We start from the raw sequence: 25,671 nt of genomic DNA, 5'->3' as shown, positions 1-25,671 counted from the left end.
TGCCTGAAAATTTCGTTTTTGATGTTAGCCAATAGAGCTATGCCCTACAATATTGATTCACAATGGAATATAATAACCATAAGTTCTCGCAGTTAATAACTGCCAAAATCCAATCAGCAAACTTTTACAACCTAGAACTTAGAGACAGTTATGGCAGCACTAATAGAAGGAACGGTTAAGTGGTTCAACGATGATAAAGGCTTTGGCTTCATTGAGCAAAATGGTGGGAAGGATGTATTTGTACATTTTAGCACCATCCAGGGTAGTGGTCGAAAAACCTTGAAAGAAGGTCAGCGAGTGACTATGCAAGTGGTTACTAGCACAAAAGGTCCACAAGCAGAAAACGTCACGCCATTATAAAATATCATTTTTGGCCAGAATTACAGATGACAAAATCCCAACTGATTGCAGCGCTTGCTAACAAGCAACTGCACTTGTCTCATAATGATGCGGATGAAGCAGTCAATTCTATTATCCAGTCATTAACTGGTGCTCTCGCCGCTGGAATTCATGTTGAAATTCGTGGTTTTGGAACTTTTTCAACCATACCACGCGAAGCACGTATAGGCCGTAACCCCAAAACTGGTGAGTCCGTCAGTATTCCAACCCGACATGTCATCCATTTCAAGCCTGGATTGGATATGCGGGAACGCGTGGATCAATCACGACTTAAGCACCCAATCTTGAGGGTGTAAGCCTAAACTGGGGTAGTTACCACCGCTGAAAATCGTGGAAACGGAGCGCAAGCGAAGTGAAGATTTTTAGTCCCCGATAGGCGTAGCGCCGGGCGGGTTATCGCAGCGAAGCGAAGAAAACCTGCAAGGCATCGCGAAACGCCGTCAAGCCATTTGGAGCCTAGCTCTTAAGCCGTTTAGGCGCAAGAGCAGGCGACGAGGGCGAATCGGGGCCGCCGGAGGCATTAAATGGTCGCGTAGTTTTTGCCGCTTGTTGGGGCTGGGATGCCCCTAAACAAGCTTTCGCAAAAATAGCGACTCGCTTGATAGCTGTAAAAAGTCTCATCTTCTCCTGATCGGTGTATTAATTATGTATAATCAATAGATTAAGACTTTCTAAGATTTTAACTAGTATTTTATCACTAAGCCACAAAATACCTAAAATCACTATCAATAGGATATTTTTCGACTTATGAGAGACTGCATTTTAGATGCTTTTGGTTAAGTTTAACCAAGATGGCGGTTTTTACAGCTATGTGGTAACTGCCCCGACTTTGCGAAAACCCATGGTCGACCGGGCCTTGCATCCATTATGATGCTGCAAAACGTCTCTGAAATAATTCTGTGTTGGTTTAAAGTCACCCTGATATGAAAAAACTGGGCCGAAACGATCCCTGCCCCTGTGGCAGCGGTAAAAAATATAAGCAGTGCTGCTTGAAGACCGCAGACGCCCAGATTACGAATGATCGTTCTGAAGCCGTCCCGAAAGCCATACAGTGGCTCTTCACGAAGTATGAGCAGCCGGCCCATGCCGCGCTCGATGAAGGTTTTTTTGGTGGGCTCGACGACGCTGAATATGCAGGGCTTCAGGACCTGCCCGAGGACTCGTATGCCGGCATTATGATCAACGCCATGGAATGGCTGTTGGCGGATGGCATGGTGACTCTCAATGACCAGGACTGTCGTGTTGCGGCATTGTTACTTGGAAAAGGTGGTCCGCTATTATCTGCTGAACAGCGGCAATGGATTGAGCGTTTAACGGCCCTGCCCCTCAGACTTTACGAAATTGTGGAGGTGGTGCCCGGCAAATGCATGACCTTACGGGATGTTATGCTGCCCGAACGTCCGCCCGTCCTCGTCCAGGAAAAATCGGGCTCACAACAAGCCAACCGCTACGACCTGATCGCGGCACGCATCGTGCCTATTGACGCTCATTTTGAACTGTCCGGCGCCGCCTACTCTTTCCCCCGCCAGCGAAGCTGGGATTTGCTGGAAGAACTCAAAGACGAATTAGAGGGCGTCGAGCCGGATTCTCCTCTCGCCAAGGAAATCACCAGTGCCGTCATTCCGTATCACTGGCTCCAGTTATTTGTCAGGGCCTTTGAAATGCCGCCAGTGGTTGATCGTGTAACGGGTGAATCGCTCCTGTTCGTGACCGATCATTACCGGGTTCTGGATTGGGACGCATTGGACCAGGCGTTGTCCGGTGAAGCGGATATCGAAGGCAATCGTGATGCGGGTTGGAGCCGCATGTTTGTAGGCGAAGATGGGCTGACACGGCGAAGTCTCAGTATTAATCCAGGCAAACGCCCGGATCGAATCAAAGTGTCCTATCATACTCAACAGTATGCGGACGAAGGCAAACCTTGGTTCGAAGCGGTTTCAGGCACTGCTGTGGCCTTTATCAGCCGGGAACTAGCCGCCCCCAAAGGCATACTGGCTAATATGCAGCCTAATGACACCCAGGAAAGATCGGAACCGATACCACTGCCACCCGAGATAATAACCGAGCTCATAGAGAAGAGAATTAGGCAGCTTTACGCTGACTGGGCTGACAAGCCAATACCGATATTGAACGATCAAACGCCGCGCGAGGCCATCAGAACGCCGGAAGGACTGGAGCAAGTCAAATTCTTGCTGCACACCTACGAACATGGCGAAGCTCAGCAAGCCAAAGCGCAACACCGCCCTCCGGTTTCCTATGAATTTCTTTGGCAGTCTGTAGGGATTGCGCCGTAGTGATGTTCCATCGCGGCGAGACCCGAGACTGAGCGTCGAGCAGCTGGGATGGACAGGACGCCGCCGCAGTCAAACGCTGTGCCGGGGATGGGTATCAGGCACCCAGGACGGGGTTACAGGTCTTTAATGGTGGGGAACGCCTGTTTCGAAGCATTGACCCGGTTGCGCAAATCCAGTCCCGGTTTAAAGTGAACAGTGTGCCGACTAGGTAGACTGACAGGCTCCCCAGTCTTTGGATTCCTACCGATACGGGCTTTGCGGGGAATCGTTGAAAAACCACCAAATCCGCGAATTTCAATTCTATCGCCAGTGGCGACAGCGGTAGTCAAAACATCAATGATAGTGTTGACAGCGAGCTCTACGTCTTTTTGCAGCAGGTGCGCTTGCTTGGCGGCCAGCGCCCCGATCAGTTCCGATTTTGTCATCTGAAATGTCGAATGTTCGACAGTGAGTTAATCGCCGAATCATAGCGCAGTTTCACGAGGACTTCGAGCCACTCAACGCCCTCTATCTCTCAAGAGAATTTAACCGTTAACGGCGTCTTTTAAAGCCTTTCCGGCTTTAAAGCCTGGTAGTTTTGCCGCAGCAATTGTCAGTTCAGCGCCGGTTTGCGGATTGCGGCCCTGACGCTCAGCACGGTCCTTGACTTCGAAAGTGCCAAACCCCACTAACGATACCGAATCGCCGTTTTTCAAGGTATTTTGAATGGCACTGAGGATGCCATCCAAGCCCCGCCCGGCATCGGCTTTACTGAGATTCGCATGGCTGGCAATAGCGTCAATGAGTTCGGATTTATGCATGGTTTCCTCAAAAGATGGGATGTAAAAAAACTAGCCGGCGAAAACGTCGGCGTCTAAGATCTAATCAACACACAAGCGATCATTGCACACTATGGAATTGTGGCGTTGATGATCGCAGTTTCAACACCATCCTTCAAGCAAGCATCACACCGTATACCGGATTTAGTGATCACGCTATATCCGGGTATGATTTATCATCCTCAAGCCACCCCTGCCTAACCAAGTGATGTCACATGAGCAACGTCTATCCCCTACTTCCACGACTTACCGTCAATAGTCAGTTTATCGATGATTTTCTGACCGCCGAAGCACCCTGCTGTGCGTTGGGCCTCGTTGAGGAACGGAAACAAACCTTCGGCGTTTTGGCACTTCGGCCCGAAATGGTTATTCCTGAGGAGTACACCCGCACCGGTTTTAGTTTCGGGCATTCGTTGTACGGTAATGCCGACTGCGTCGTGGTTCACTTTGGCTTCCACTTCTACCATTACGCCACATTCAATCTACTGGTGAACCCGAACAACCCGGTCGTGCAGACTGTCTTAAATAAAATGCTCGAAACCGGGAATTACTTTATTTTCGCAGTCGATCCCAAAGGGAGCGTCACCGCTTTCCGGTCGGAATTGGGGCAGGATGATTTAATCGAGCTGAAAAGCAACCTGCCGCTCATTCAAAATGCAAAGACCACCGACGCCCAATACAGGAAAACGGTAGCCATGTTCGAGCGAAATCCAAACCCGTCAGGGCAAATGCTCAATTGGGTTTGCCGCGATAACACCGATTATCTTGACCTCTCCCAGCATCGGCTAGAACTGAATCCTGTCGCCCAACCCGACACACCCAAGTACTCACCACCCGAAGACCTCTTTGAAAGTAGCCTCATTCCCTGCGATCACTGCGGGGAGTGGGCGGCGCAATTGATCTTTGCCGACGATAGTGCCGATGAAAACGTACTTGAAGTTTGCGCTCAAACCATGGTCCACCAATATAGTGAAATCAATGTGCCGACTTGGGTCATCGGCGAACCACTGGGAACACCAGGCTTCGATACCAAAACCAGAGTATTGAAAATATGGCCGAACCGTGAGCCCATTCAGCTAAAGACGGCCAATGAATTTGATGAGGAACTGGATGAATTATTGGCACGTCACTGTAAAACGGGTGATGAAACTACACAGGACCAGGCGCCGGAGGATCAACAAATTCAGTGGCACCCCATTAGTATGTTGCCTACCTTCACCTTTATGGTGGACGGCATGCTGGAGGAATCCATGGTTCAGTTGGACAACCTACGTCAGGCAATAGCCAAACCTTATGTATTGGACGATGCCACCCTGAATCGGGTTTTTGATCTATATGACAAGCAATTGGACGACCAAAGGTATTTCCTGGAACAGTTTTCCCGATGGCAACAGGATCGACTAAGCGCTGCACAAACCAAGGAAGTTAATCGTCTGATTAAACAATCGGCAACATTAAAGGCAGTCAACGAAGAAATTCTACAGATCGCGAACAGCATCAAACATGAAACGATTGATCAAATCCTGGCAATGGATGAAGTGGAACTGGCAATAGCCGTGTTATCGGGCAAAATAAAACCGCCGATGCTGTAAGGCGTTCCGAGACGATTACGCCGGTAGTTGTAACGGCTTCTGGAAGTGGCGAACTGTCACAATCGACCCCAAGCTGCCATTCGGCCTAATTTTTAAATGTCTCTTGATGTATACAAAGCTGTCGGTCAGTTAAGCATTAACAATTAAGGAGTATGAAATTTTTTGGATAGATTTTATTAGGCTCTGCAATCTGGCGATCGAGGGAAAGGGATTGGAGGGATGTCCATGTACTTACAATCCTACTGAGCTATTATAGGACCTATCAATAATGTTTATATATTTCAATTAGTTACAACTGTTTTTTTAAATATGATATAGAAAAACGATAGACTTGATTTTTTCTTGTTGAATTCGATCGCTTTTCTGGGTTTGAGGCTACTTATAGATTATAGTGGTGAGGAGAATAGAAAAATATGTTAGGTACAATTGAAAATACCAGTTTTATGTGTTAAAACATCAACAAGAGTAAAGGCCAATTCTACCAAATGGTGGAAGCGGAAAGTCTTAGGGTTCTTGTTGCGAGGATTGCTGGATTGCCTCTTTGATCGGTTAAATTAGGTGAAAATTTATTGTAATAACCAATTCAAGGAAACATAATGCACTCAACTCAACTCAACTCAACTCAACTCAAGTATAGCCAGTTCATTTCTGAATTTTAGTAAAAATAAACAGTTTATTACTTCTGCTTTATTGGGTGGACTTCTGACAATTGCTCCTACTATTCAAGCTAAAGCAGATACATTGTACGATTTCAGTTACAAATTCAATTCAGGTGATGTTGTTACAGGTTCTTTCATGGGTAATCCTAACGGAAACTTAATTACAAATCTGACAGATATAAGTGTTTCCTTGGATGGTGTTACTTTTAATGGTAATGGCAGTCTGAGTGCTTTTGCTTGGAGTTATGATGGCTTTAATTTTGGCCCCTACTTTACAGGTGCTGTAGCTTCATTCAACGGTTTACAAAATAATTTCTATTTTGTGGACACGACGTCCCCAAGAACAAGTGTTGGCACTAATTATTTTTTAAGTGAAACCACCCCTATTACTTTTTGTATATCCTCAAATCACGGTGGTTGTATTTCTAACAATCCCACTAATTTTGTGGCAGCTACTTTTGTAGGTGGTAAATCTGTGTCTGATGGTATAGGTAATTCATTACCAAACAATAGTTGGACTGTCACAGCAGTTCCCGAAGCTGGCGAATGGGCAATGATGTTATTAGGTTTGCCATTATTAGGCTGGGTTGTTCGTCGTAAACAAACGGCTATGCAAATTGCTTCAGCATAGTTAAAAAATATTTAACAAAGAGTAAAGGCCAATTCTATCAAATGGTAGAAGCGGAAAGTCTTAGGGTTCTTGTTGCGAGGATTGCTGGATTGCCTCTTTGATCGGTTAAATTAGGTGAAAATTTATTGTAATAACCAATTCAAGGAAACATAATGCACTCAACTCAACTCAACTCAACTCAACTCGAGTATAGCCAGTTCATTTCTGGATTTTAGCAAAAATAAGCACTTTATTACTTCTGCTTTAAAATTTTTTTCTTCCTGTCTACTTTTGTCTTCAAGTATGGCGGTTCAAGCTAACGATTTTACATACCAAATTGACGTTAACTACGCTGTATCCGGCTATGAACCAGTATTCATCCCTGAGTTTGGTACCAGCGCAATTATTGATATTACAGTCAATAATGGCAACACAACCAATATGTCCCAGTCATATAGTTTTACTGATATTAAAAGTATTTCTGTAAGTACATTAGCAAGCGGTGGTACATTTCAGCTTACTACCAATTATGCAACTTATGGTCAAGATATGTCTGCTTACAATCTTCTTACAACTAATTCAAGTGGCGCGGGTGTATTTTATATAGGTGGACAAAATAATATATATTTAGGCCCACAGTATGCTTTTTATTCTGATACCCCTATCTACTCAAATGGTAAATTCATTGGAATTGGTGAAAATGCATATGGATACATTACTCTTAGCGATTTTAGCAGCACCACATCACAAGGTATATTAATTGCTGGTTTTAATGGTAGTCAAATTAATTTATCTGCAACAAATATTACCTCCGCAGTTCCAGAAGCTGGAGAATGGGCAATGATGTTATTAGGCTTGCCATTAGTAGGCTGGGTCGTTCGTCGTAAACAATCTGCAATGCAAATCGCTACAGCATAATTCTACAGTTGGATAGCCAGAACATTCTAAATCTGGCTATCCAGTGGATCTTGATTCAGAAGTTCATGCCTATTAATTCATTTTCAATGAATGGCAGCTATATAAATCAGTCCTGTCGTTCGTTTAAATTTTTGACTGTCTCTTTATGGCCGCTATGCATAGATGACAACTATGTATAGTAGCGTTTTATTTTGCTCAGAAACCCACGCACTACCAGTAAAGCCTGGTAGTGCGCTATACATAGTTATAGTTCTTTAAGGAACTGCATCAATTCATCATCAGCCGGATGGTAACGACAAAGGATGGTGTCTGGCTCTTGGAGCCTGGCAAGAGCCTTTTCCTTCATCGCCAAATCGGCCTCAACATATCGATGTGTGGTGGTTGTGCTTTCATGACCCAACCACAAAGCGATTACACTGAAAGCAACACCCGACTGTAACAGATGCATGGCGGTCGTATGCCTTATGATATGCGGCGATATTTTTCGTTTGGAGAGGCTGCTATACACCTTAGCTGCACGAGCTACCGCAATGTTTAGGCGTTGCGTGACATTACACCGTGTCATCGTATTACCATCCCGATTGGGCAACAACGCGGTGTCTGTTCCCAGTGTTGGGTTACGTCGTAACCAGAGTCCGATTTCCTGAACTGTGCTTTTCCATAAAGGTGTTGATCGCTGTTTGCGACCCTTGCCACGTAAATGTACGCATGCGGATTCACCCAACACCACATCGCCCACCTTAACACCAATGATTTCTGAGACACGAGCGCCTGTGTTATAAAGCATGGCGAATAATAGATGGTCACGTTGCGAAGTCCAAGTATCCCCGGGCTGCCCAATCACCGCCAACATTTCATCACGGTTCAAGAAGCCCAACACTGGACGCTCAAAACGCTTCATGGGTACGCCCAACGCTTGTTCAATGACAAAGAAAGATGTTACGTCACGCCGTGCTGCAAACTTAAGAAACGCACGCAACGCCGTCAGTCTCAGGTTGCGGCTGCGCACCGAATTTTGTCGTTCTTGTTCCAAGTGATCCAGAAACGCCAGTATCAACTCCGGTACGATGTCGTTTAAGTCGGCATTTTACCCAGGCGATGACGTGCAAAGTCCAGGAACAACAGCATGGCATCCCGGTAGGAAGCAATCGTGCGAGGACTTAATGCGCGCTGGGTCACCAGATATTCCGTAAAAAATTGCTGGACTAAAGCAGCAAATGAAACCGGCCGAGGCGCTGTTATTTCAGTCATGGTACACCTCCGGCATTTGCGTGAAGCTTTCAAACTTTTCTGCCGCCACCGCCATGAGCTGGGGGATGCCGGTCAGATACCAATATGTGTTGGTCACATTGGTATGGCCCAGATACGTGGACAAGGCCAACATATGCTGGTCGACATCCAAACCTTGTGACTGCCAAAGCAGCACGCGGCGTACGACAAAGGTGTGCCTCAAATCATGGATTCGTGGGCCGTTGTGCGCACCGCGATTGAGCCAACCTAATTGGTCACGTAAATTGATGAAGACACGATGAACTTGCCGAAGATCCAGGCTATGCCCGAGATGCCGACCCCGTGTGCCGACGAAAAATGGCGTATCATTCACCACTTCAATAGACAAATTTCGCTGTGACCGATAGTGTTTCAGTGCCTCTACAGTACTTGGATGGAGCGGAACATGGCGTGACTTGGCAAATTTGGTTTGCCGTATGGTCAGCATACCTGATTTTAGATCGACATCCGTATCTAGCAGATGCACCGCTTCAGAAACACGAAGCCCACTGGATGCTATTAAGCCGAACAGCGTTTCGTAGGTGGCACCACGCAACCCTGGAATGAATGAACCCAGATTACGGGCTGCTGCCAACAAATCGATAATTTCCTGCTCGCTATAAATGTGCGGTGCCAAGCGCTGGCCAATTCGACCAAAGATACTATCGTCTGGCACCTCGGTACGGGGTTCAAATTGTTGTAGGTAACAGCAAAACGGACGTAACTTTTTCAGTCGTCGCGCCCAAGTGGATGGTTTATCACTCTTGCCCTGGTCTTGCCGTGCCCAATCGGCCATGATCTCAACGGTCAAGGGTTCTTGGCTATTAAGGGAGTCGGCGTAGCGGGCAAAACTCATCACCGAATAGCCCGAACTGCGCAAGCCAAAACCCAGCCGACGACGCTCACCCAGGTAATTTTCGGCATGTGTTTGCAGGGTGATGTATGCATTCATGACACACTCCCTGGCCAAGGCAAGGCCACCGCTGCAAGATTTTTGCTGTCGAGTTTAGCGTAAACTAGGGTGGTATTCAGTGAGCGGTGCCGCAAGACATCGGCCACCTCTTTAATCGAACTGCCGCCCGCCAATAGTCGGCTGGCCATAGTGTGCCGCAGAAGATGTGAACGCGTGTAGGGCAATCCGGCATGGGCATAAGCCTGCCGTATCGATTTTTGGATGAGATCAGGGCCGACAGGCTGGTCGCGTGGTGCAACGTTGCGCACAAACACCGCCCGGTTGGTGGTTTGTGGCCGCTCGAACTTCAAATAATCGGCAATGGCTTGGCCGGTTGCAGCGGGTAACGGCATGACATCGTCGCGACGGCCTTTGGTGTGTCGCAGCGTGATAGTCGCAGCCGACCAGTCAATGTCATCAAGCCCAAGTTGGGCCACCTCGCAGCTTCGCAAGCCAAGATCCAGCGCACAATGCACGATGGCTGCCGTTCTGCGTGAAGCTGCGCCGCCATAGTCAAGGGCGGCCAATAAACGTTCAATTTCATTAGTGTTCAATGTTTTCGGTAAAGAAGCCTGTTGCCAATTGGCTGGATAGCTGGTGACACCAATTAAATGATGCACCCTATCACCCAGGGTGGTACGGTAACGAAAATAGCCGCGTAATGCCGAGATAGTGCCTTTTATACTGGCGGGAACTTTGCAAAACTCGCCCTGACAGGCGACAAACTTGCGTATATCGTCGGGCCTGAAAGTGCTGACCACAATGGCTTGATCGGCAAACTGCCCAAAAAGCAGGCGGCGAATGACAGCAATAGATTGTTTACGCGTTATGGGTGCGAGTCCTCGGACACGGTTCATATACTCATCGAATCGGCGCAACTCCTCATCCACCGGCGTTAGCCCTATTGCTGGATCGGCGATGACGGCATTGGCGCGCAGCTGAACAAGAAGATGACCAAGTGCTGCATGCAAATCTTGTCGGTGGTGGTATACAGGTTTTTTACAGTTACACCGAGGCAGGTGATCGTTAAGAAATTGGTGTATTAGCTTTTCATCGATGCTTTTAACATCAATATTGCATAGGGTTATCCAGTGCGCAAAGTGGGCCAGTCCAGCAAGGTAATTATTAATCGTGTTTGGTGCATAGCGGCAATCAAACATATGCAGCATGAAAGCATCTACGAAAGGTGCCAATTGGCTCTCAAATAGCCAATTGCTTGTGTGGTGGTCAGAGTTCATTTGAACCTCCTGAAGTGAGTGAGTTTCCACTTCAGAACTACGGTAAAACTATGTCAAGCTAAAAGACTACACTTTTAAAAATAGTCAAAAAAATTAAGGATTTGCATACAGAAGCTTATTGTTACTACACATAGTTATCTTCTATGCATAGCGGCCACTATGAATATCTATCCATAGTGGCCGATAGCCGCTATTCGCGAAAATCAGTATCCGGACAGACTGCCGCGAGTGTTTCATTTAAGCCTGCCAAGCCGATGCAAAATCATAAATATGTTATTACATATGACACACTATGCAATAACAAAGTTTCAACCTTGTTATATAATAAGCTCACCTTCAAAGGGGAGCTATCATGACAATCGACGAACTTAAGAACCTTATCCAAGCCGAAGATGTAGAACTTATCCGGTTTTACGGCAATGCTGACTCATCCGGCAAAATGGTTTGGACAATCGCCGCCTACGGTAAGCCATCCGTCTACGCCTTTGGGCATTGCGTGACCAATTCTAGCCGAGACAAGAAAAACAAGGACTACACCAGCCTAGACCGCGCCTACAATGCCATTAAAGCCTCTGGCTACAAAGGCCGCTTTGAGGTTGACGACGGCAGCATTTTTGCTCACAACGTACCACATTAACCCGCCTGTGGTGTAGATGAGTACCTTTATTATATTGCATCTGTGATTTTATGGTGAGTCAGTCTGACCGGTTTCAAACGTGATCCAATACAACTATGCCAAAAAAACGCCTTCTAAATAAGCAAGGCGTTGCAGAGTGCCGCTTTTAAGCGGCAATGACATGAAAAAACTAGACTCTGATACCCCGTCGATTTTCTTGCCGTTGCATCAATTTTTCTGAAAGTTGCTCCTTTTGGGCTTGCTGCTGCTGTTCCTCTAGCGCTTGTTCCTGGCGTTCAACAATCGTATCGACAATAGCCCTAACTTGGGGTAGTTACCACATAGCTGTAAAAAGTCTCATCTTCTCCTGATCGGTGTATTAATTATGTATAATCAATAGATTAAGACTTTCTAAGATTTTAACTAGTATTTTATCACTAAGCCACAAAATACCTAAAATCACTATCAATAGGATATTTTTCGACTTATGAGAGACTGCATTTTAGATGCTTTTGGTTAAGTTTAACCAAGATGGCGGTTTTTACAGCTATGTGGTAACTGCCCCATGCTGGATTTTTACGCGGATTGGTGTGTTTTCTGCAAGGAAATGGAAGCCTATACGTTTAAAAATGCCGAAGTGCAAAAAAACTTAGCGCAGTCTGTATTTTTACGTGCCGACGTTACCGAAAACAATCAAAACGATAAAGCCTTATTAAAACACTTTGGATTAATTGGTCCGCCGGGCATTATCTTTTTTGCAGCGGATGGGCAGGAAAAAACCAGTAGTCGGGTAGTGGGTTATCAGGATGCCGCGCAGTTTTTGCAGACTTTGCAAAAATTGCATTAATCAATTACGCACGATTGTTGGGTTATCTCAATAGCGCTAACCCAACAGTCGAAACTATCATCTTATGCCACACTTAGCTATTGGCTTAAGGGTTGTACCAACCCAATCCGCTTAGAATGTTTTTTGTTGTACAACAATTTTGTTATGTATATAATTAATTAACAACATAGTTATACAACAAAATTGTCTAGGAATAATTTATGTCCGATTTTTATACAGAATCGCCACTGGAGCCAGAGGATCTCTGGTTTCGGGATGATTTCATAGATCTGTTATGGGAAACTTTACGAACCGAACACGTTTTGTTGACGGCACCACGTCGAACCGGCAAAACCAGCGTTATGGATCATTTGGCTGCATATCCACAGGCCGGGTATTCTGCAATTTCAATATTTGTGCAAGATATTGATCATCCCGCCGAATTTCTATTGACACTTTTGGATGCTTTCGAAGCAAAGCACCCGCAGTTGTTTCGCAACATATTTCAAACCGGTTCTGAATGTATTGGAAAGCTACTTGGTCAAGTGGAAAAAGTCGAGATTGCCGGATTCAAAGTGGCACTGCGTCAGCAAATTCCCAATTTGCACGATGAATGGAAGGCCTTGGGGGATGATGATTTCTTCGCCGTGGTTAGGCAATCGAAAACACCGTTGCTATTCATAGTAGACGAATTTCCGGATATGATCCTGAACATGAAGCGTAACCATCCGGATTTGGTGCGTCCGTTTTTAGCCTGGTTTCGTGGTCATTGCCTGAATCCGCGTCCAAAGCATGATTCTGTGCGTTGGCTGCTGGGTGGCTCAGTCAATCTTTCCAGCACCCTGGATGCAATGGATTCCCTCGACTTGATCAACGCTTTGCACGAAGAACGTCTCCCTGTCTTAACCTCGTCTCAGGTCGAGGAGTTTGTGTTGAGCATGTTAGCAGAGCGTAATGTGGACATGGATGAGGGTATACCCAGGGAAGTGGCACAACGAATTGGTCGTCCAGTGCCATTATTTTTGCAAATGATCACCCAGGATCTTTATCGCACCAGTAAACGGGAATCTCGGCCACTGGTTTTGAACGATGTCAAAATCGCATTTGGCGATTTGATCGTTAGCAGCGCAGCACGCGATAAACTGCAACATTACTACTCGCGCATCCATCAATATTACGACGAACCCAAACGCACAGCCGCCTATGCGCTATTGGCCAAACTAAGCCTAAGCCCAGTTGATCTGGAGCGTTCGACATTGCTACAAGAGTTTGAACGTATTATTCAATCGCTAGGTATTTCGCCAGCCGATCATGAGCGAAAACGTCTGTTCAATCAGTTGCTACGCGATCTCGAAAACGATTTTTACGTGGTAGAGGCATCGCCAGACCAATACGACTTTGCCAGCGGTTTACTCAAAGATTGGTGGAGAAAATACTATGCGTGATTCGCGTCCCAGTTCGCAATTAGGTCTGTATCGCGCCGGTATCACAGGTCCAGAGCATAGACGCAGTATCACTGTGGGTCGGGAGTCGCTATTCCAGGATGTTATCGAGATTTTGCGCAAAACGATTAACAAGAAACCCAAACATCACTTTCTGTTTATCGGGCCGCGTGGTATGGGTGACCGTAAGGATTCGCGCGATTTTGGGCAATAGTGGCTAAAATCATGTGTTTTAGCATCTATTATGCAAAATTATCATATTTAGCCTGTCGGAAAACAACTGTTTTCCGATGGGTTTAATAAAATACCACTTTTGTCACTAAAATCGGCCTCAATAATGTACGAAAAACGGTGTCGCTATGTTGTGTTATACGGAAACCAAGTATAACTGGTTTTACGCGCATTATCATGGTTGCTATTGCCCAAAATCGCACGAATCCTTACCTTGACACGAGATGATTTAAACCAAGTTCATTTTCGAACTTTCGTAATGCATTTTCGAAGCGCTTACCATTGAGGCGGGCTTCGTCCACAGAATCAAGAAAAAACCAGGCATCTGCTCTTGGATCAGTTTTCCAGCATTGAAAGGACTGAATTGAAACGGCATCGAGAGCAGCTTCAAAACCATCATCAGCCAAATCTTCAATTCTGACAAAGAAGGCTGGATACCCGGCTTCACTCAGCACTTTGGCGCGATTTTGTAGCTCTTGGGTTTTCCCACTTAAAGCTTCTGCAAGTAGTACCACGCGGCGATGCTTGAGTATTTCGCCCCAATCTAATTTGCGATCCGAGTATGCTAGCCAATCAAAATCTGGTTCTTGGTCTTGGTTTCGGTCAATATCCAAAGGAGAAAATTGACGATTTAAGTCAACAAAATTCATTATCTAAACAAACCTCACTTCCACTATTTCATTTAATCGCTTCCTACGTAACTCCCAATCTTTCATCACTGCCGACAGCAGACGGTAAAATGCCGATCCATGATTATGCTCTTTCAAATGGCACAACTCATGAGTAATGACGTAATCAATACAGTCTTTGGGTGCCGCAATTAATTCTGGATTCAGGGTGATAATGCCCTTGCCGGTGCAACTTCCCCAGCGTTTAGACATAAATCGAAGATGGAAGCCTTTGTCGTGAACAATGCCCAAACGCTCGATATGTTGGACACATTGAATATAGCGCTCAGTAAATACCATTAGCGCTTTTGAACGGTACCAGGCTTGTAAAAGCCGTTGCACACGTAAGTAATCTTGCGGATAGCGGGTTTCAACCTGAAGCTTACCGCGTGTCAATTTGACGATTTCATCCGAGCCCTCAATAATTTTTAATCGGTACTGCCGACCTAAATAGCGGTGCGTTTCGCCGGAAACATAGCGTCTTTCAGACAGTGGAGCCGGATAGTGTTCAAATTGCCGCTGTTGTTTGAGTATCCATGCTGCCCGTTTTTTGACCTTACCGTAAACCTTATCGATGTCTGCCAACATCGGAGCATCGACCCCCACTTTGCCGTCTGGATACACATGAATAGCCAGTGTCTTACGATCAGCAAAATTTAACGAAAAGCTAATTTCCGTCTCTCCATATAAAATCGAATGCTGTAATGAAGGTGAATCGTTCGATTGCATCGGCTACGAGTCCCTGCGTTCGGCGATGGCCATCAGTTGATTGATCATGGCTTCAATGATGCCGAAATCAATTTCCAGCTCATAGCGTCCTTTAAGACTGTAAAAGTAATCCTCAATGTCGTTGATCATGTGATTTTTCACGTCCCGACTGCGTGTCCAGTCGCGGATTTTATGACTATTGACAATATCCTCGATTCGTATAGCCATATCTGCAACAAACTCATCTAGCGGATGACCTTGTAAATCGTACCGAGTCATCGGCTCCAATAGTGCGCCATAATATGCTTTTGCGTCATCGCGCGTTCTAAGTTTGTCCGGAAGTTCAGACCCTCTTTTGCCACGTAATTCATCCAGTGCTTTGCGGATTTTTTTCAGATATTCCATATCCGATAGGCGTTTGGCCCGGTGCTCAGCAATAGCTTCGTCAATCAGCTGCGAAAGCCGTTTGTAAAGTGCCGGATCTTCTTCCATTTTTTCGGTGATAGTCTTTTTCATCCGCGAGGCAATGGCGTCGGCTTTGCCGGCATCGCCTTCAATGGCTTCGATTTCCTTCTCGAATTCGTCAATGGCGAAAACATTCACTGGGGCTATGAGTTGGGTTACAGCAGCGGCACCAATATACTTATTCACCATATTGCGGATTTGTATTTCATAGGATGAATAATCCACTGCTTCACCATAACGTTGCTTCACAGCAGTGCGTAGGTTGAGGAAGTATTTCAAATCGTTTTTATAACGGTTAACCTTAACCTCCGGCGTTTCATCCTGAAACTTAGCATTGGCCAAAGCCAATTGTAGTGTTTTGGCAAATAGAGAAAGTGTTTCATAAAAGCGTTGCCGCCGATCTTCTGGTTCCAGATGCCGCTGCATCGCTTCCAAGTCTTTTTGGTTGCCGACTTCCTTGAACACTTCCCACGTATTGGTATCGCGTTGCGGCAAGAGGCGGATTTCTTCGCTCACATCGGTTAATGAGCCTTCGATGTCTTCCTTGTCGAAGCCTTCATTTTCCAAGGCAGCATAAGTGTCTATGGCGTCGTTCAGTTCGCCAAAAATTCCTCGATAATCAATAATCAAGCCATAATCCTTGCCTTCAAATAGCCGGTTTACACGGGCGATGGCTTGTAGGATGTTGTGTTCTTTAAGCCGTTTGTCCAAATAAAGCACCGTATTTCTGGGTGCATCGAAGCCGGTCAGTAACTTATCGACGACGATTAAGATTTCAGGGTCATCGGAATGTTTGAAAGCATTGATAATACTGTCTTGGTATTTTTGATCGTTTCCGTACTTGGCCATCATGGTTTTCCAGAAGGCTTGTACTTCTTCCAGTGTATTCTCATCCACGCTGGTATTGCCTTCACGGGTATCAGGTGCAGAAATCACCAATTCCGTGCTTACGTCGCCGAATTCATCAAAATATTTTTTATATCGCAACGCCATGGCCTTACTGGAAACGGCCAGTTGGCCCTTTTTGCCGGTATCTTTGAAGTTGTGTTTGAAGTGCTGGCCGATATCGTAGGCAATTTCGGCAATGCGCTGATCCGATTTGCTCAACTCATCTTCGCGGCGAAATTTATTTTTTAGGTCGGCCTTTTGTTGTGGGGTCAGGTCCTTGGTGATGCGTTCGAACCATTTATCGATCTGCGCCTGGTCACCGTGTAACTCACTCATGCGGCCTTCATAAAGCAATGGCGTTACAGCACCATCAGCAACCGCCTGATTCATGGTGTATTTATGAATAAACCCGCCGAATTTTTTGGCTGTGGTCTTTTCCTTTTTGAGTAAGGGTGTACCGGTAAAGCCGATATAGCAAGCATTAGGAAACACGTTCTGCATTTTGGCGTGGGACACGCCGTATTGCGAACGGTGCGATTCGTCGACCAACACAAAGATATTACTGCTTTCGTCCCGAATTTTTCGCTTCCGGCTGGCTGATTCGAACTTATCGATAATGGTAGTGATAATTGTGGCTTTGTCGTGAGCGATCAGTTCCAGCAAGTGCTCGCCGGTTTTGGCTTGTACTACCGGCTTACCACAGGCATGGAAGGTTTTGTAAATCTGGTCATCCAGGTCCACCCGGTCGGTGACCAAGACAATTTTCTGATTGTGTATGCTCGGTTCCAGTACCAATGCCTTAGCCAACATTACCATGGTTAACGATTTACCCGAGCCAGTCGTATGCCAAATCACACCGCCTGGCCGTTGACTATCTCCACGACTATGGGTCACTCGATCCAAGGTCGCTTTAACCGCAAAGTATTGCTGATAGCGGCCAATTTTCTTTTCTTTGTTATCAAATACGATGAATTGGTAAATTAGTTCTAGCAATCGCTCCGGTCGCAGCAGACTATGTATAGCCTTATCCTGGGGCGATGGCAATCGCTCGCCCGATTGCCAGAGTTTTTCCATGTAATCCTGCTGTTGTTCCGTCCGTTCAGCGAACAACTTAGCTTTAAACTCAGTGCTAGCTGGGGTGTTAACCAGATTATGCAGACATTCCTCTTGGGTGCCTTTGTCGTCTTCCTTCCAAAGTGCCCAAAACTTAGCCGGTGTACCGGTTGTGCCGTACAGAGCCTTGTTTTGGCAGACTGAAAGCAACACTTGGCTAAACGTAAACAACTCAGGAATTTCATCACTTCGCTGATTACGCAAATGCTGACTGATGCCTTCTTCTGCCGCGTCCTTTAAATCAGGCCGCTTGCATTCGATCACTGCCAACGGGATGCCATTGACGAATAGCACAATATCTGGCCGGCGGGTGAGTTTGCTGTTACGACGTTCCAGTACGAACTCGTCACAGATGTGGTACACGTTGTTTTCCGGATGCTGCCAGTCGATGTAGTGCAGAGAAAAGCTTTTAGTGTAGCCGTCGATGGTTTGTTCTAGGCTTTTGCCCAGGGTCAGCAGGTCGTAAACCTGCTCGCTGGTATTCATCAAGCTGTCGAACGGAATACCGGCCAGGGCCTGCACCGCTTTTTGGATATTGCCGTCGCTGAACGGGTACTGCTTGCCTTTGAAGGTAATGCTATTGAATTTTTGCAGTTGCTCGGCAAGCACACTTTCCAAAACGCATTTGGAAGTCCTACCACTACGTAATACCAATTGTTCTGAAGATGTTAGATAGTTAAAGCCTAACTTTTGCAGCAATACAACAGCAGGTAGTAGCGATGACAAGTCTTCCAAATAATCATGTACAGCCATTGTTGCTTTCCTTTATAGCTATTAGATGTTGTAATTCGGCGTTATTGTTGTTTTAATCCCCGAATGTCTTGATCTTGCGAATTTCAACAGTCGTTTTGCACTAATTAAAGTTGACAACTGTTCGTATTTGACTACAATTGCCTGCAACACGGCCCCTTTCGGTTTAGCTACTTCGGTAGTTGAGCTGCTTAGGGGTTTTTTATTGCCTGACAATTTTGTGTTCTTGATTACCACGCCCATTGCTCCCAGCCATCTACAGCTCCCATCCCGTTAAGATTAAGACCTACATGCTGTAAGTCTGGAAACTCCAATAACAATGCTGTTAATCGTTGCCCCCAACTTGAACTAGGATTGATAATTGTCAGCAGATGCTTGGCAATACACAGCAGTAAAAATGGCCGTGCCAGCAAATGTGCTTCACCCTGAAAGGGATCAACCCAAGACACTTCGCCGACTTTTGGTAGTTTAGGCTGATCAATAATATTACGATTCCAGAGACGGCTATGATGGGCACAGACATTGCGCAAGTAATTCAAGCTGCGTAGCCAGGATGCAAAGATTCGACCGTTACTAACACCATATTTACTTGCAATCGCATCTTGGTCAGCTTCTTTCATGCCTGCAAATAACGTGGATAGTGTTCCAAAGTCCCAAATTTCACAGATAACCCAAATAGGCAAAGGAAACCCATATTTGGCTTTGTTGTGCTTAATGAATTCTTCTTTTGAGCGGGAAACCAAGGTGGATTGCTTGCTCAACCACTGGTGATGATCGCTTAGGCCTGTTTTTTCATCGAGCTTCGCCGAAAAGTCTTCAAACAACAATTCCGGCTTGAGGTAAGCAAAGGGGTCTTTTTTACCAAGTGAGTGGGAAATATCAACGCGCATACCAATTTCGATACGCTCCAGAGCATCCAATACCAACAATCGCAATTTTTTATCGAATACGTAGAGCTCGACCGCATTCTGAAAACTGGCCCCCGTTTTAAAATCATCCAGCACTAAACGATTGGTACTACCGAGCTTAAATTTTTTTCCATTTGTCGCCGCTAAAGGGCAATAAATACCACTGCGTTCTCTAAATGGATACCAATACCCACTCAATCGGTAATAACCTATGCGTTCCAGATAATGTAACGCCTTGGCTCTATCGGTAACGATCATGCCACGCTGAATCAATTGATCCAGTTGATTTTCATAGCTTTTCCATGGTTTATCGTACGCCACTAAATAATATCTCCAAGACTCACTAATTTTTCAAGCATAACCAGCATATTTTATCGATAAAATCAGTGCAAAATACAACTGGCAATAATATCAATACCAATAGGAAAAAATATAAGGACAAAGGCACTTTATCCCTAAAAAAACTAAATTTCCTTTGTTCATCAATCCAATCGATTTGGTGTTGCCAAAAGAATTTATAGTGGGCATACCAGTCGCTAAATAGGATCTGTTTGCTAATAGCTAACTGATAGTAGTTATCTTCCATAGCACACAATTCAGCTTCTATACCCCTTAATTCATCGGGTTGAGCCGACTTCGTCCTGTAATATAGACGCTTTAGATTGTTAAATATTTTAGTAATTTCCTTCCCTGCGGATTCATATTCCATTTTTGCGGCATCATAAAATGATATATAGAGCCCAGAGATACCAATAACAATAAAAGTTGCCGATAAATAGTTGTTTGTCAAAGCGTTTACAAACAAGGAAAAAATACCAACTGCCGTAGATATAAAGCCAATAAGGCCAGGTGCTTTGTCTACGATGTCATAAGTAGCAAAATGTAGCTTCGCCCCAAAACCGACGTTATAACCAGTTTCGGCAATATGTTTTAGAAGATCATTTTTTTCCAAGGTCTACTCCCATCTGATTGGAACATCAATTCTATCTTTAGCGACGACTATGCCATCCTTAATAACAAAACACTCTACAATGTGATCTCCTTTAAAGGTGGTTGATTCCTTTCTTTTATTCTGCCCGTCATCAGCTACTATTTGCCCCCGAATACAATTTCTCTTTTTAGCTTCTTCGCCCCGGTTAAGCACTTTCCACTCAATTGAATAAGGCTCTGGTACATTGATTTCGCTTATGGTAAATAACAGCTTTTTCTTGGCTAATAGCGGTATTCTTTTTGCTAACATTTCTGTTAAAAAATGCTCACGAAATCCATTTTGAGAGACCTCACAATCAATTTTTAGTCCATATCGAATGTCAATTGGGTATTTATCTTCGATAAATTGTTCGGTATTTTCCCATGTTTGTGCGGCTTTGGCGGACGAATCTTTTGTTTCGGCTAGTCTGGCAGGGAATGGTCGTCCGTATACCTTTTTCCATTTATCATTAACACTATCAGTTTTTTCAGCCTCAATGGCTTTCAAACATAGGTCGTACGCTTTCTTGGCTTTTTTCTGAAATTTCTGTTTAACTTTAACTCTTTGGCCACTTCCTAATGCTGCGTAATAATCTTGATTGGGCTGATCTGATAGATACTTGAAAAAATCTCGGCTCAAAAAATCGTAACTAGAAAAGCTTTTATCATCATAACCATTAGTTGATTTCAGAAAGTTGTAGGCTAATGTATCAATCAATAAGCCGCCCATGCCAACACCGTGCTTGTTTTTCCAAGCCCTAGCCATTTTGCAAAGTCGCCGAAGATTTTTGTTTTTCTGGATTACAAACTCCGACATGGCTTTAATTTCGTATCGAGGTTTAGTTACCTTCCAGCTACCTCCGTTATAGGTATCTGGGTATATAAAGCTGTCGTTTTCATAATTAAAAACAGGCTGGACTTCAACATGAAAATTGGCATACAAAACTCTTACAACAAGCCGATCTACATAAACTGTTGTGCTTGGATAGCGGGCTTTAATAGCATCTTTGGTTTCCGTCAATAATTTAGATTGCCCAACATTCTTGTAGTCATTCCATTTGCTGGCTGGCATGATGTAAAGCATATCCAAGTCAGAGATATTCTTAATACCAGTCCATCGGCCATAAGAGCCTACCTGTAAGCTATTGGCAGTTTTGGATTCGGTATCTCTGAATTTTTTATTTAGACAAGCCGTGATTTCTCCATACCTAAGACTGATCTGCTCTGAATTATCAATTTTTAGATTGTCTAAAAAATCTTTGAACATGTCTGAGACTGACAAATTAGCTCTCCTTATCTAATTTAACTCTTATTTTTCCAGTCAAAAGCTGTTGCATCAGGCCTTTTTTTTGTTCTTTAAGAGCGAAAAGTTGTTTTTGGTGGGTTTGGATTTCGGTGTCGGCAGTTGTGAAGACGGATGCAATTTTGTGTTGTTCTTTTATATCTACGGGAAGAAATACGTGGAGATTTTTAATATCAGCACTATTTACTGATTCAAACGTACTACCTTGAGATAATCGATCCCATTTTGGCTCAAAGAATATCAACCATTGGTAGAGAAAACCCTGACAAAACCCATGTTTCGCTTTTAATCCAGCTATTCCTCGTCCTATGCATGCAGTGTGCAATGAAAGAGCAATCGCACCAACTGGAGCCCGCACACTCAACAAAATATCTCCTGGGCTACATTCTTTCGTAATTTCAGTTGTATAAATTCGAGGAGCTGATAGCCGATTTTTTATATCGGTATTACCCTGAAGTAACGGTAACCCTTCACCGATTTCATTGTAGGCCTCTGATTTTGGTGACGATCCCATAACGATGTCGGCAACCTTTCCAAGAAATGTTGGTCGCCACTCCCCCTCAAACCCAGCAAACCGCTTATTCCCCGTCAAAAGCTGCTGCATCAGGGCTTTTTTGCGCTTTTGCTTGGAGGCAATCAGGGCTTCCAATTTTTGAATGGCTTTGTCCCAAGTGGAGAGGATTTGGGCGATTTTTTGTTGTTCGGGTAAAGGTGGATAAGCAACTGGTATGCTTTCGCAATTTGCTTTGTTCATATATGGGATTGTCGTTTTTGACGCAACACTATCCATATAAGCTTTTTGGGTGCTTAGCCAATAAGCAAGATATTCATTGCAAATATAATCTGGACAGACAAAAGCGTGTAATTGTTGATTTAGAACAATTTCTTCCTTTGCAATTGCAGTGAGACCCAATTCACCGACAGCAGAAATAATGACGCTACCTACTGGAACTATTTTGGCTCCAGATTCTTTGATTGCATCTAAGCTCACATAATTTTTCTGCACTTCTGATGGGATATATCGCCCCTGAATCTCAGGTGTTGTTATCCACGGAATGTGTCCGTCAAAAGACTTCGGTTTATTGCGACCAGGTACAATTGATTGGCAGAGTTTGCCTATCGCTTGCTTTTCCCATCCACTAGGCAACATATCCCAACTCCTTCAAATACCCCGCCATCTCCAACTTCACGTTTTCCAATTCGGTTTCCAACTGGCTGATTTCAGCCTGCGCCGCCTCAATATCAATCTCGGATTCTTCCTCAAAAGTATCCACATAACGCGGAATATTCAGGTTAAAGTCGTTTTCCTTGATTTCATCAAAGCTGGCGAGATAAGCATATTTATCAACGGTTTCTCTAGCTTGATAGGTGGCAACAATCTTGTCGATGTCCTCTTGCCGCAAGCGGTTCTGGTTTTTGTCATTTTGATACTCACGACTGGCATCAATGAACAAGACGTTGTTATCAGCCTTGTTGCGTTTGAACACCAATACCGCCGCCGGGATGCCGGTACCATAGAACAGGTTGGCTGGTAAGCCTATCACCGCATCCAACAGGTTTTCTTCAATCAGTTGCTGGCGGATTTTGCCTTCACTGGAACTTCTGAATAACACACCATGCGGCACCACCACGCCGACACGACCGGAGTCTTGTGTCGTGGTTTCTATCATGTGCGAGATAAACGCGTAATCCCCTTTGGATTGCGGTGGCAAGCCACGATGGAACCGTTTGTAAGGATCGTTACCCGCTTCGTCATGGCCCCATTTATCCAGCGAAAACGGAGGATTGGCGACCACTACTTCAAACTTCATGGTGGTATCGTCTTCAATGAGTTTAGGGCTGCGAATGGTATCGCCCCATTCAATACGGGCATTGTCCATGCCATGCAGGAACATGTTCATTTTCGCCAATGCCCATGTTGCGCCAGTGATCTCCTGACCATACAGAGCAAAGTCTTTGACGCCATTTTTCAAAAGCTGATTACCGCATTTAATCAATAAAGAACCAGAGCCACAGGCGGGATCGGCAATCCGTTCACCGGCTTGCGGATTAACCAACTCTGCAATCAATTCGGACACCTCGGCAGGCGTATAGAATTCGCCGGCTTTCTTGCCCGCACCAGCGGCGAATTTAGCAATCAGGTATTCATAGGCATTACCGATGACATCCAGATTGCCAACGCGCGAAGGACGTAAATCCAGTCGTGTATCGTGAAAATCTTCTAGCAGATGTTTTAAGCGGGCGTTGCGGTCTTTGGTTTGGCCAAGGTTGGCCTCGGAATTGAAATCAATATTCCGGAATACGCCGGAGAGCTTTTGCTTATTGTTTTCTTCAACATGCTCAAGGGCAATGTTAATGATTTCGCCAATATTGGCTTCGTTACGTTGACTGTAAAGGTCAGAGAAGCTACAACCCTTGGGCAACACGAAGCGTTCGCGCTGCATCCGGCGCAAGATCATCTCTTCATCATCGCCGAATTTATCCTTGAGACTTTCATAGTGTTCCTGCCAAACATCGGAGATATATTTGACGAAGAGCATTACCAAAATATAGTTTTTATATTCTGACGCATCCACCACCCCCCTAAAGGTGTCGCAAGCCTTCCAGAGTATGCTGTTGATTTCGTCCTGGTTGATTTTGGTGCTCATGCGTCGTCCTCTTGGTACTGTTCCAATGTTTGATCTAGTAACTGGTCTAAAAACTGTTTTTTCTTTTCGATAAGTTGTTCTAGCAAGGCTTTTTCCTTGAGCCTGCAACGGTGCGTTTTAACGATGCCTTCTTGTACATCTATGGGAGGCACAACAACTGGTAGATTTTCTAACACCGTACGATTGACGTGAGGCAATGCTGTACCAGCGATATGCTGAGAAAAATAGCGTTGTGCTAATTTATGGTTGATATACCAGGTCAAATAATCTGGTCTTACAAGCTGTCCATTGGGTTTTATCCGCAAAATAAAGAAGTGAGAACCGGCAACGGTACTTTCCAAGTCTTGATCAACCAAAACGGCAAAAATCCGGTAGCCACGACCAATAAATAAAATATCGCCGCACTTCAAATAATCCGGCTTTTTGCGGCCTGTTAAATGAACTCGATAGAGATTGGTGACATTAAGGCCGCCTTCCGGATCAACATCTTTCATTTGCACAACAGCCACTTCGCCATCTGGAGTGTTTTCAATACTCCCGCGAAATGGATGTCCGGCCATCAAAGAAACGATGTGTTTTATGCTCATTTTTTTTGCGTCTTTTGTTTTGCTGCACAAAGATAGCGCCAAAAAAGATGCCTGTCAACAATTTTTAATGCATTAATTGGTATAATGCAAATGATGCTTCCTTTCGCTGCGCATAGGGGGCCTGCTGAGGCGACTTGGCAGGTCTACTCACCCAGGACCCCTTGAACGGTACCTATTTTTTATCTTCTTCTAGCTTCCTTTTTAAATATTTCGCTCTCAATTATGTTTTTTATAACCATAATACTTCCTCTTTCATCAGAATCTTTAGGTTTTTCCCAATACATCATCCACACTACCTCCTCTGCTTTTTTTAATTCCACGTACGACATCAGATAAGGGCTAGCAGGTAGTATTTTGGGCGTATACAACCTATCAGCTGATTTATCTTCAACACCTTCTTGGATACGTCTCAATTCAATAGATTTTGCGATTTCTTGTGTTGGTGTACCTAATGAGGGATAGTACTTTTGTCTTAATTTTTCAATAAGTTGATCCCATGTTGACTGATCATAATATTCTTGATCAACATCATAAGTAATTGTTTCAATCTTCTTAAATTGACCTGACCTTGATCGCTGATAATCAGAATTAACAGCGAGTTCTTTGTCACAGTCAATTCTCAACTCGATTTCACTTTTTTGTATCGCAGAAGCAGATTCAATTTTTTTTTGATGGACACACTCATCTATCGTCAAAGATTTTATTACGTCTTTTTTTGGAATCTCTGTGCAACTAATCGCGTTAATTATAAGAATTAAAAAAAAACCTAATTGAGTTACGTACCATTTTGTATTAATCAT

General features: G+C 44.6%; 24 protein-coding genes and 1 pseudogene. 10 read left to right on the top strand and 15 right to left on the bottom strand.

Translation table 11 applies throughout. The features are described from left to right. Positions 1–150: 150 nt before the first annotated feature. From ABH008_RS22495 to ABH008_RS22485, 3 genes are all read left to right on the top strand, one after another. Entirely contained in the window at positions 151–360 is a 210-nt protein-coding gene (locus ABH008_RS22495) for a cold-shock protein (protein WP_347990183.1), read from the top strand. 26 nt (positions 361–386) lie between these two features. Continuing rightward, a complete protein-coding gene (locus ABH008_RS22490; RefSeq protein ID WP_347990182.1) occupies positions 387–695 on the top strand; it encodes an integration host factor subunit beta in 309 nt (102 codons plus the stop codon). 627 nt (positions 696–1,322) lie between these two features. Next, positions 1,323–2,693 carry an SEC-C metal-binding domain-containing protein gene (locus tag ABH008_RS22485; RefSeq protein WP_347990181.1) on the top strand — a complete coding sequence of 457 codons (1,371 nt, stop codon included), beginning with the start codon at positions 1,323–1,325 and terminating at the stop codon, positions 2,691–2,693. A 113-nt stretch (positions 2,694–2,806) separates the two neighbouring features. On the opposite strand, the gene ABH008_RS22480 is transcribed toward ABH008_RS22485, so the two are convergent. Then, entirely contained in the window at positions 2,807–3,118 is a 312-nt protein-coding gene (locus ABH008_RS22480; RefSeq protein WP_347990180.1) for an integration host factor subunit beta, read from the bottom strand. A 99-nt stretch (positions 3,119–3,217) separates the two neighbouring features. Then, positions 3,218–3,493, bottom strand: a complete 276-nt coding sequence (locus ABH008_RS22475) for an HU family DNA-binding protein (protein ID WP_347990179.1) — start codon at positions 3,491–3,493, stop codon at positions 3,218–3,220. 233 nt (positions 3,494–3,726) lie between these two features. Between ABH008_RS22475 and ABH008_RS22470 the strand changes: the two genes are divergently transcribed. The 3 genes from ABH008_RS22470 to ABH008_RS22460 all read left to right on the top strand — a co-directional run bounded on the left by ABH008_RS22470 (position 3,727) and on the right by ABH008_RS22460 (position 7,290). Next, positions 3,727–5,103: a hypothetical protein gene (locus tag ABH008_RS22470; protein ID WP_347990178.1), complete on the top strand. Its 1,377-nt coding sequence runs from the start codon at positions 3,727–3,729 to the stop codon at positions 5,101–5,103. Between the two features lie 741 nt (positions 5,104–5,844). After that, positions 5,845–6,393, top strand: a complete 549-nt coding sequence (locus ABH008_RS22465; RefSeq protein ID WP_347990177.1) for a hypothetical protein — start codon at positions 5,845–5,847, stop codon at positions 6,391–6,393. A 282-nt stretch (positions 6,394–6,675) separates the two neighbouring features. Beyond that, positions 6,676–7,290, top strand: coding sequence for a hypothetical protein (locus ABH008_RS22460; RefSeq protein ID WP_347990176.1), 615 nt, complete (start codon positions 6,676–6,678; stop codon positions 7,288–7,290). A gap of 244 nt (positions 7,291–7,534) precedes the next feature. Here ABH008_RS22460 and ABH008_RS22455 read toward each other — a convergent pair. From ABH008_RS22455 to ABH008_RS22445, 3 genes and pseudogenes are all read right to left on the bottom strand, one after another. Further along, positions 7,535–8,541 (bottom strand): annotated as a pseudogene (locus tag ABH008_RS22455) (tyrosine-type recombinase/integrase). Continuing rightward, the gene (locus ABH008_RS22450; RefSeq protein WP_347990315.1) at positions 8,534–9,511 is read right to left on the bottom strand and encodes a tyrosine-type recombinase/integrase; all 978 of its coding nucleotides are present in this window, start codon (positions 9,509–9,511) and stop codon (positions 8,534–8,536) included. Before ABH008_RS22450 ends, ABH008_RS22455 begins: the two are co-directional and overlap by 8 nt. Beyond that, on the bottom strand, positions 9,508–10,749 hold the full coding sequence (locus ABH008_RS22445; RefSeq protein WP_347990175.1) for a site-specific integrase: 1,242 nt from the start codon (positions 10,747–10,749) through the stop codon (positions 9,508–9,510). Before ABH008_RS22445 ends, ABH008_RS22450 begins: the two co-directional genes overlap by 4 nt. A 352-nt stretch (positions 10,750–11,101) precedes the next feature. Here ABH008_RS22445 and ABH008_RS22440 point away from each other — a divergent pair, with 352 nt between their 5' ends. The 4 genes from ABH008_RS22440 (at position 11,102) to ABH008_RS22425 (ending at position 13,847) form a co-directional block, all read left to right on the top strand. Beyond that, positions 11,102–11,386 (top strand): hypothetical protein, encoded by a 285-nt coding sequence (locus tag ABH008_RS22440; protein WP_347990174.1) that lies wholly within the window; start codon positions 11,102–11,104, stop codon positions 11,384–11,386. Between the two features lie 544 nt (positions 11,387–11,930). Continuing rightward, positions 11,931–12,212, top strand: coding sequence for a thioredoxin fold domain-containing protein (locus ABH008_RS22435; RefSeq protein WP_347990173.1), 282 nt, complete (start codon positions 11,931–11,933; stop codon positions 12,210–12,212). Positions 12,213–12,412: 200 nt separating this feature from the next. Next, positions 12,413–13,636 carry a hypothetical protein gene (locus tag ABH008_RS22430; RefSeq protein ID WP_347990172.1) on the top strand — a complete coding sequence of 408 codons (1,224 nt, stop codon included), beginning with the start codon at positions 12,413–12,415 and terminating at the stop codon, positions 13,634–13,636. Then, complete coding sequence (locus ABH008_RS22425; protein WP_347990171.1) at positions 13,629–13,847, top strand: hypothetical protein; 219 nt, start codon at positions 13,629–13,631, stop codon at positions 13,845–13,847. The genes ABH008_RS22430 and ABH008_RS22425 overlap by 8 nt, the downstream gene beginning before the upstream one ends. A gap of 226 nt (positions 13,848–14,073) precedes the next feature. Here ABH008_RS22425 and ABH008_RS22420 read toward each other — a convergent pair whose 3' ends face one another. From ABH008_RS22420 to ABH008_RS22375, 10 genes are all read right to left on the bottom strand, one after another. Further along, positions 14,074–14,514, bottom strand: coding sequence for a hypothetical protein (locus ABH008_RS22420; protein WP_347990170.1), 441 nt, complete (start codon positions 14,512–14,514; stop codon positions 14,074–14,076). 3 nt (positions 14,515–14,517) lie between these two features. After that, entirely contained in the window at positions 14,518–15,261 is a 744-nt protein-coding gene (locus ABH008_RS22415; RefSeq protein ID WP_347990169.1) for a SprT family zinc-dependent metalloprotease, read from the bottom strand. 3 nt (positions 15,262–15,264) lie between these two features. Then, positions 15,265–18,459, bottom strand: a complete 3,195-nt coding sequence (locus ABH008_RS22410; protein WP_347990168.1) for an HsdR family type I site-specific deoxyribonuclease — start codon at positions 18,457–18,459, stop codon at positions 15,265–15,267. A gap of 227 nt (positions 18,460–18,686) precedes the next feature. Further along, on the bottom strand, positions 18,687–19,685 hold the full coding sequence (locus ABH008_RS22405) for an Abi family protein (protein ID WP_347990167.1): 999 nt from the start codon (positions 19,683–19,685) through the stop codon (positions 18,687–18,689). 22 nt (positions 19,686–19,707) lie between these two features. Then, positions 19,708–20,316, bottom strand: coding sequence for an SLATT domain-containing protein (locus ABH008_RS22400; protein ID WP_347990166.1), 609 nt, complete (start codon positions 20,314–20,316; stop codon positions 19,708–19,710). Positions 20,317–20,319: 3 nt separating this feature from the next. Beyond that, entirely contained in the window at positions 20,320–21,615 is a 1,296-nt protein-coding gene (locus tag ABH008_RS22395; protein ID WP_347990165.1) for a hypothetical protein, read from the bottom strand. A 1-nt stretch (position 21,616) separates the two neighbouring features. Then, positions 21,617–22,786 (bottom strand): restriction endonuclease subunit S, encoded by a 1,170-nt coding sequence (locus tag ABH008_RS22390; protein ID WP_347990164.1) that lies wholly within the window; start codon positions 22,784–22,786, stop codon positions 21,617–21,619. Continuing rightward, positions 22,776–24,284: a type I restriction-modification system subunit M gene (locus tag ABH008_RS22385; RefSeq protein WP_347990163.1), complete on the bottom strand. Its 1,509-nt coding sequence runs from the start codon at positions 24,282–24,284 to the stop codon at positions 22,776–22,778. The genes ABH008_RS22390 and ABH008_RS22385 overlap by 11 nt, the downstream gene beginning before the upstream one ends. Next, positions 24,281–24,913 carry a restriction endonuclease subunit S gene (locus ABH008_RS22380; RefSeq protein WP_347990162.1) on the bottom strand — a complete coding sequence of 211 codons (633 nt, stop codon included), beginning with the start codon at positions 24,911–24,913 and terminating at the stop codon, positions 24,281–24,283. The genes ABH008_RS22385 and ABH008_RS22380 overlap by 4 nt, the downstream gene beginning before the upstream one ends. Before the next feature lie 137 nt (positions 24,914–25,050). After that, positions 25,051–25,671 (bottom strand): hypothetical protein, encoded by a 621-nt coding sequence (locus tag ABH008_RS22375; RefSeq protein ID WP_347990161.1) that lies wholly within the window; start codon positions 25,669–25,671, stop codon positions 25,051–25,053.

Source organism: Methylomonas sp. AM2-LC (genome assembly GCF_039904985.1).
In the GTDB taxonomy this organism is placed as follows: Bacteria; Pseudomonadota; Gammaproteobacteria; order Methylococcales; family Methylomonadaceae; genus Methylomonas.
This window is presented reverse-complemented; position numbering and strand designations above follow the sequence as displayed.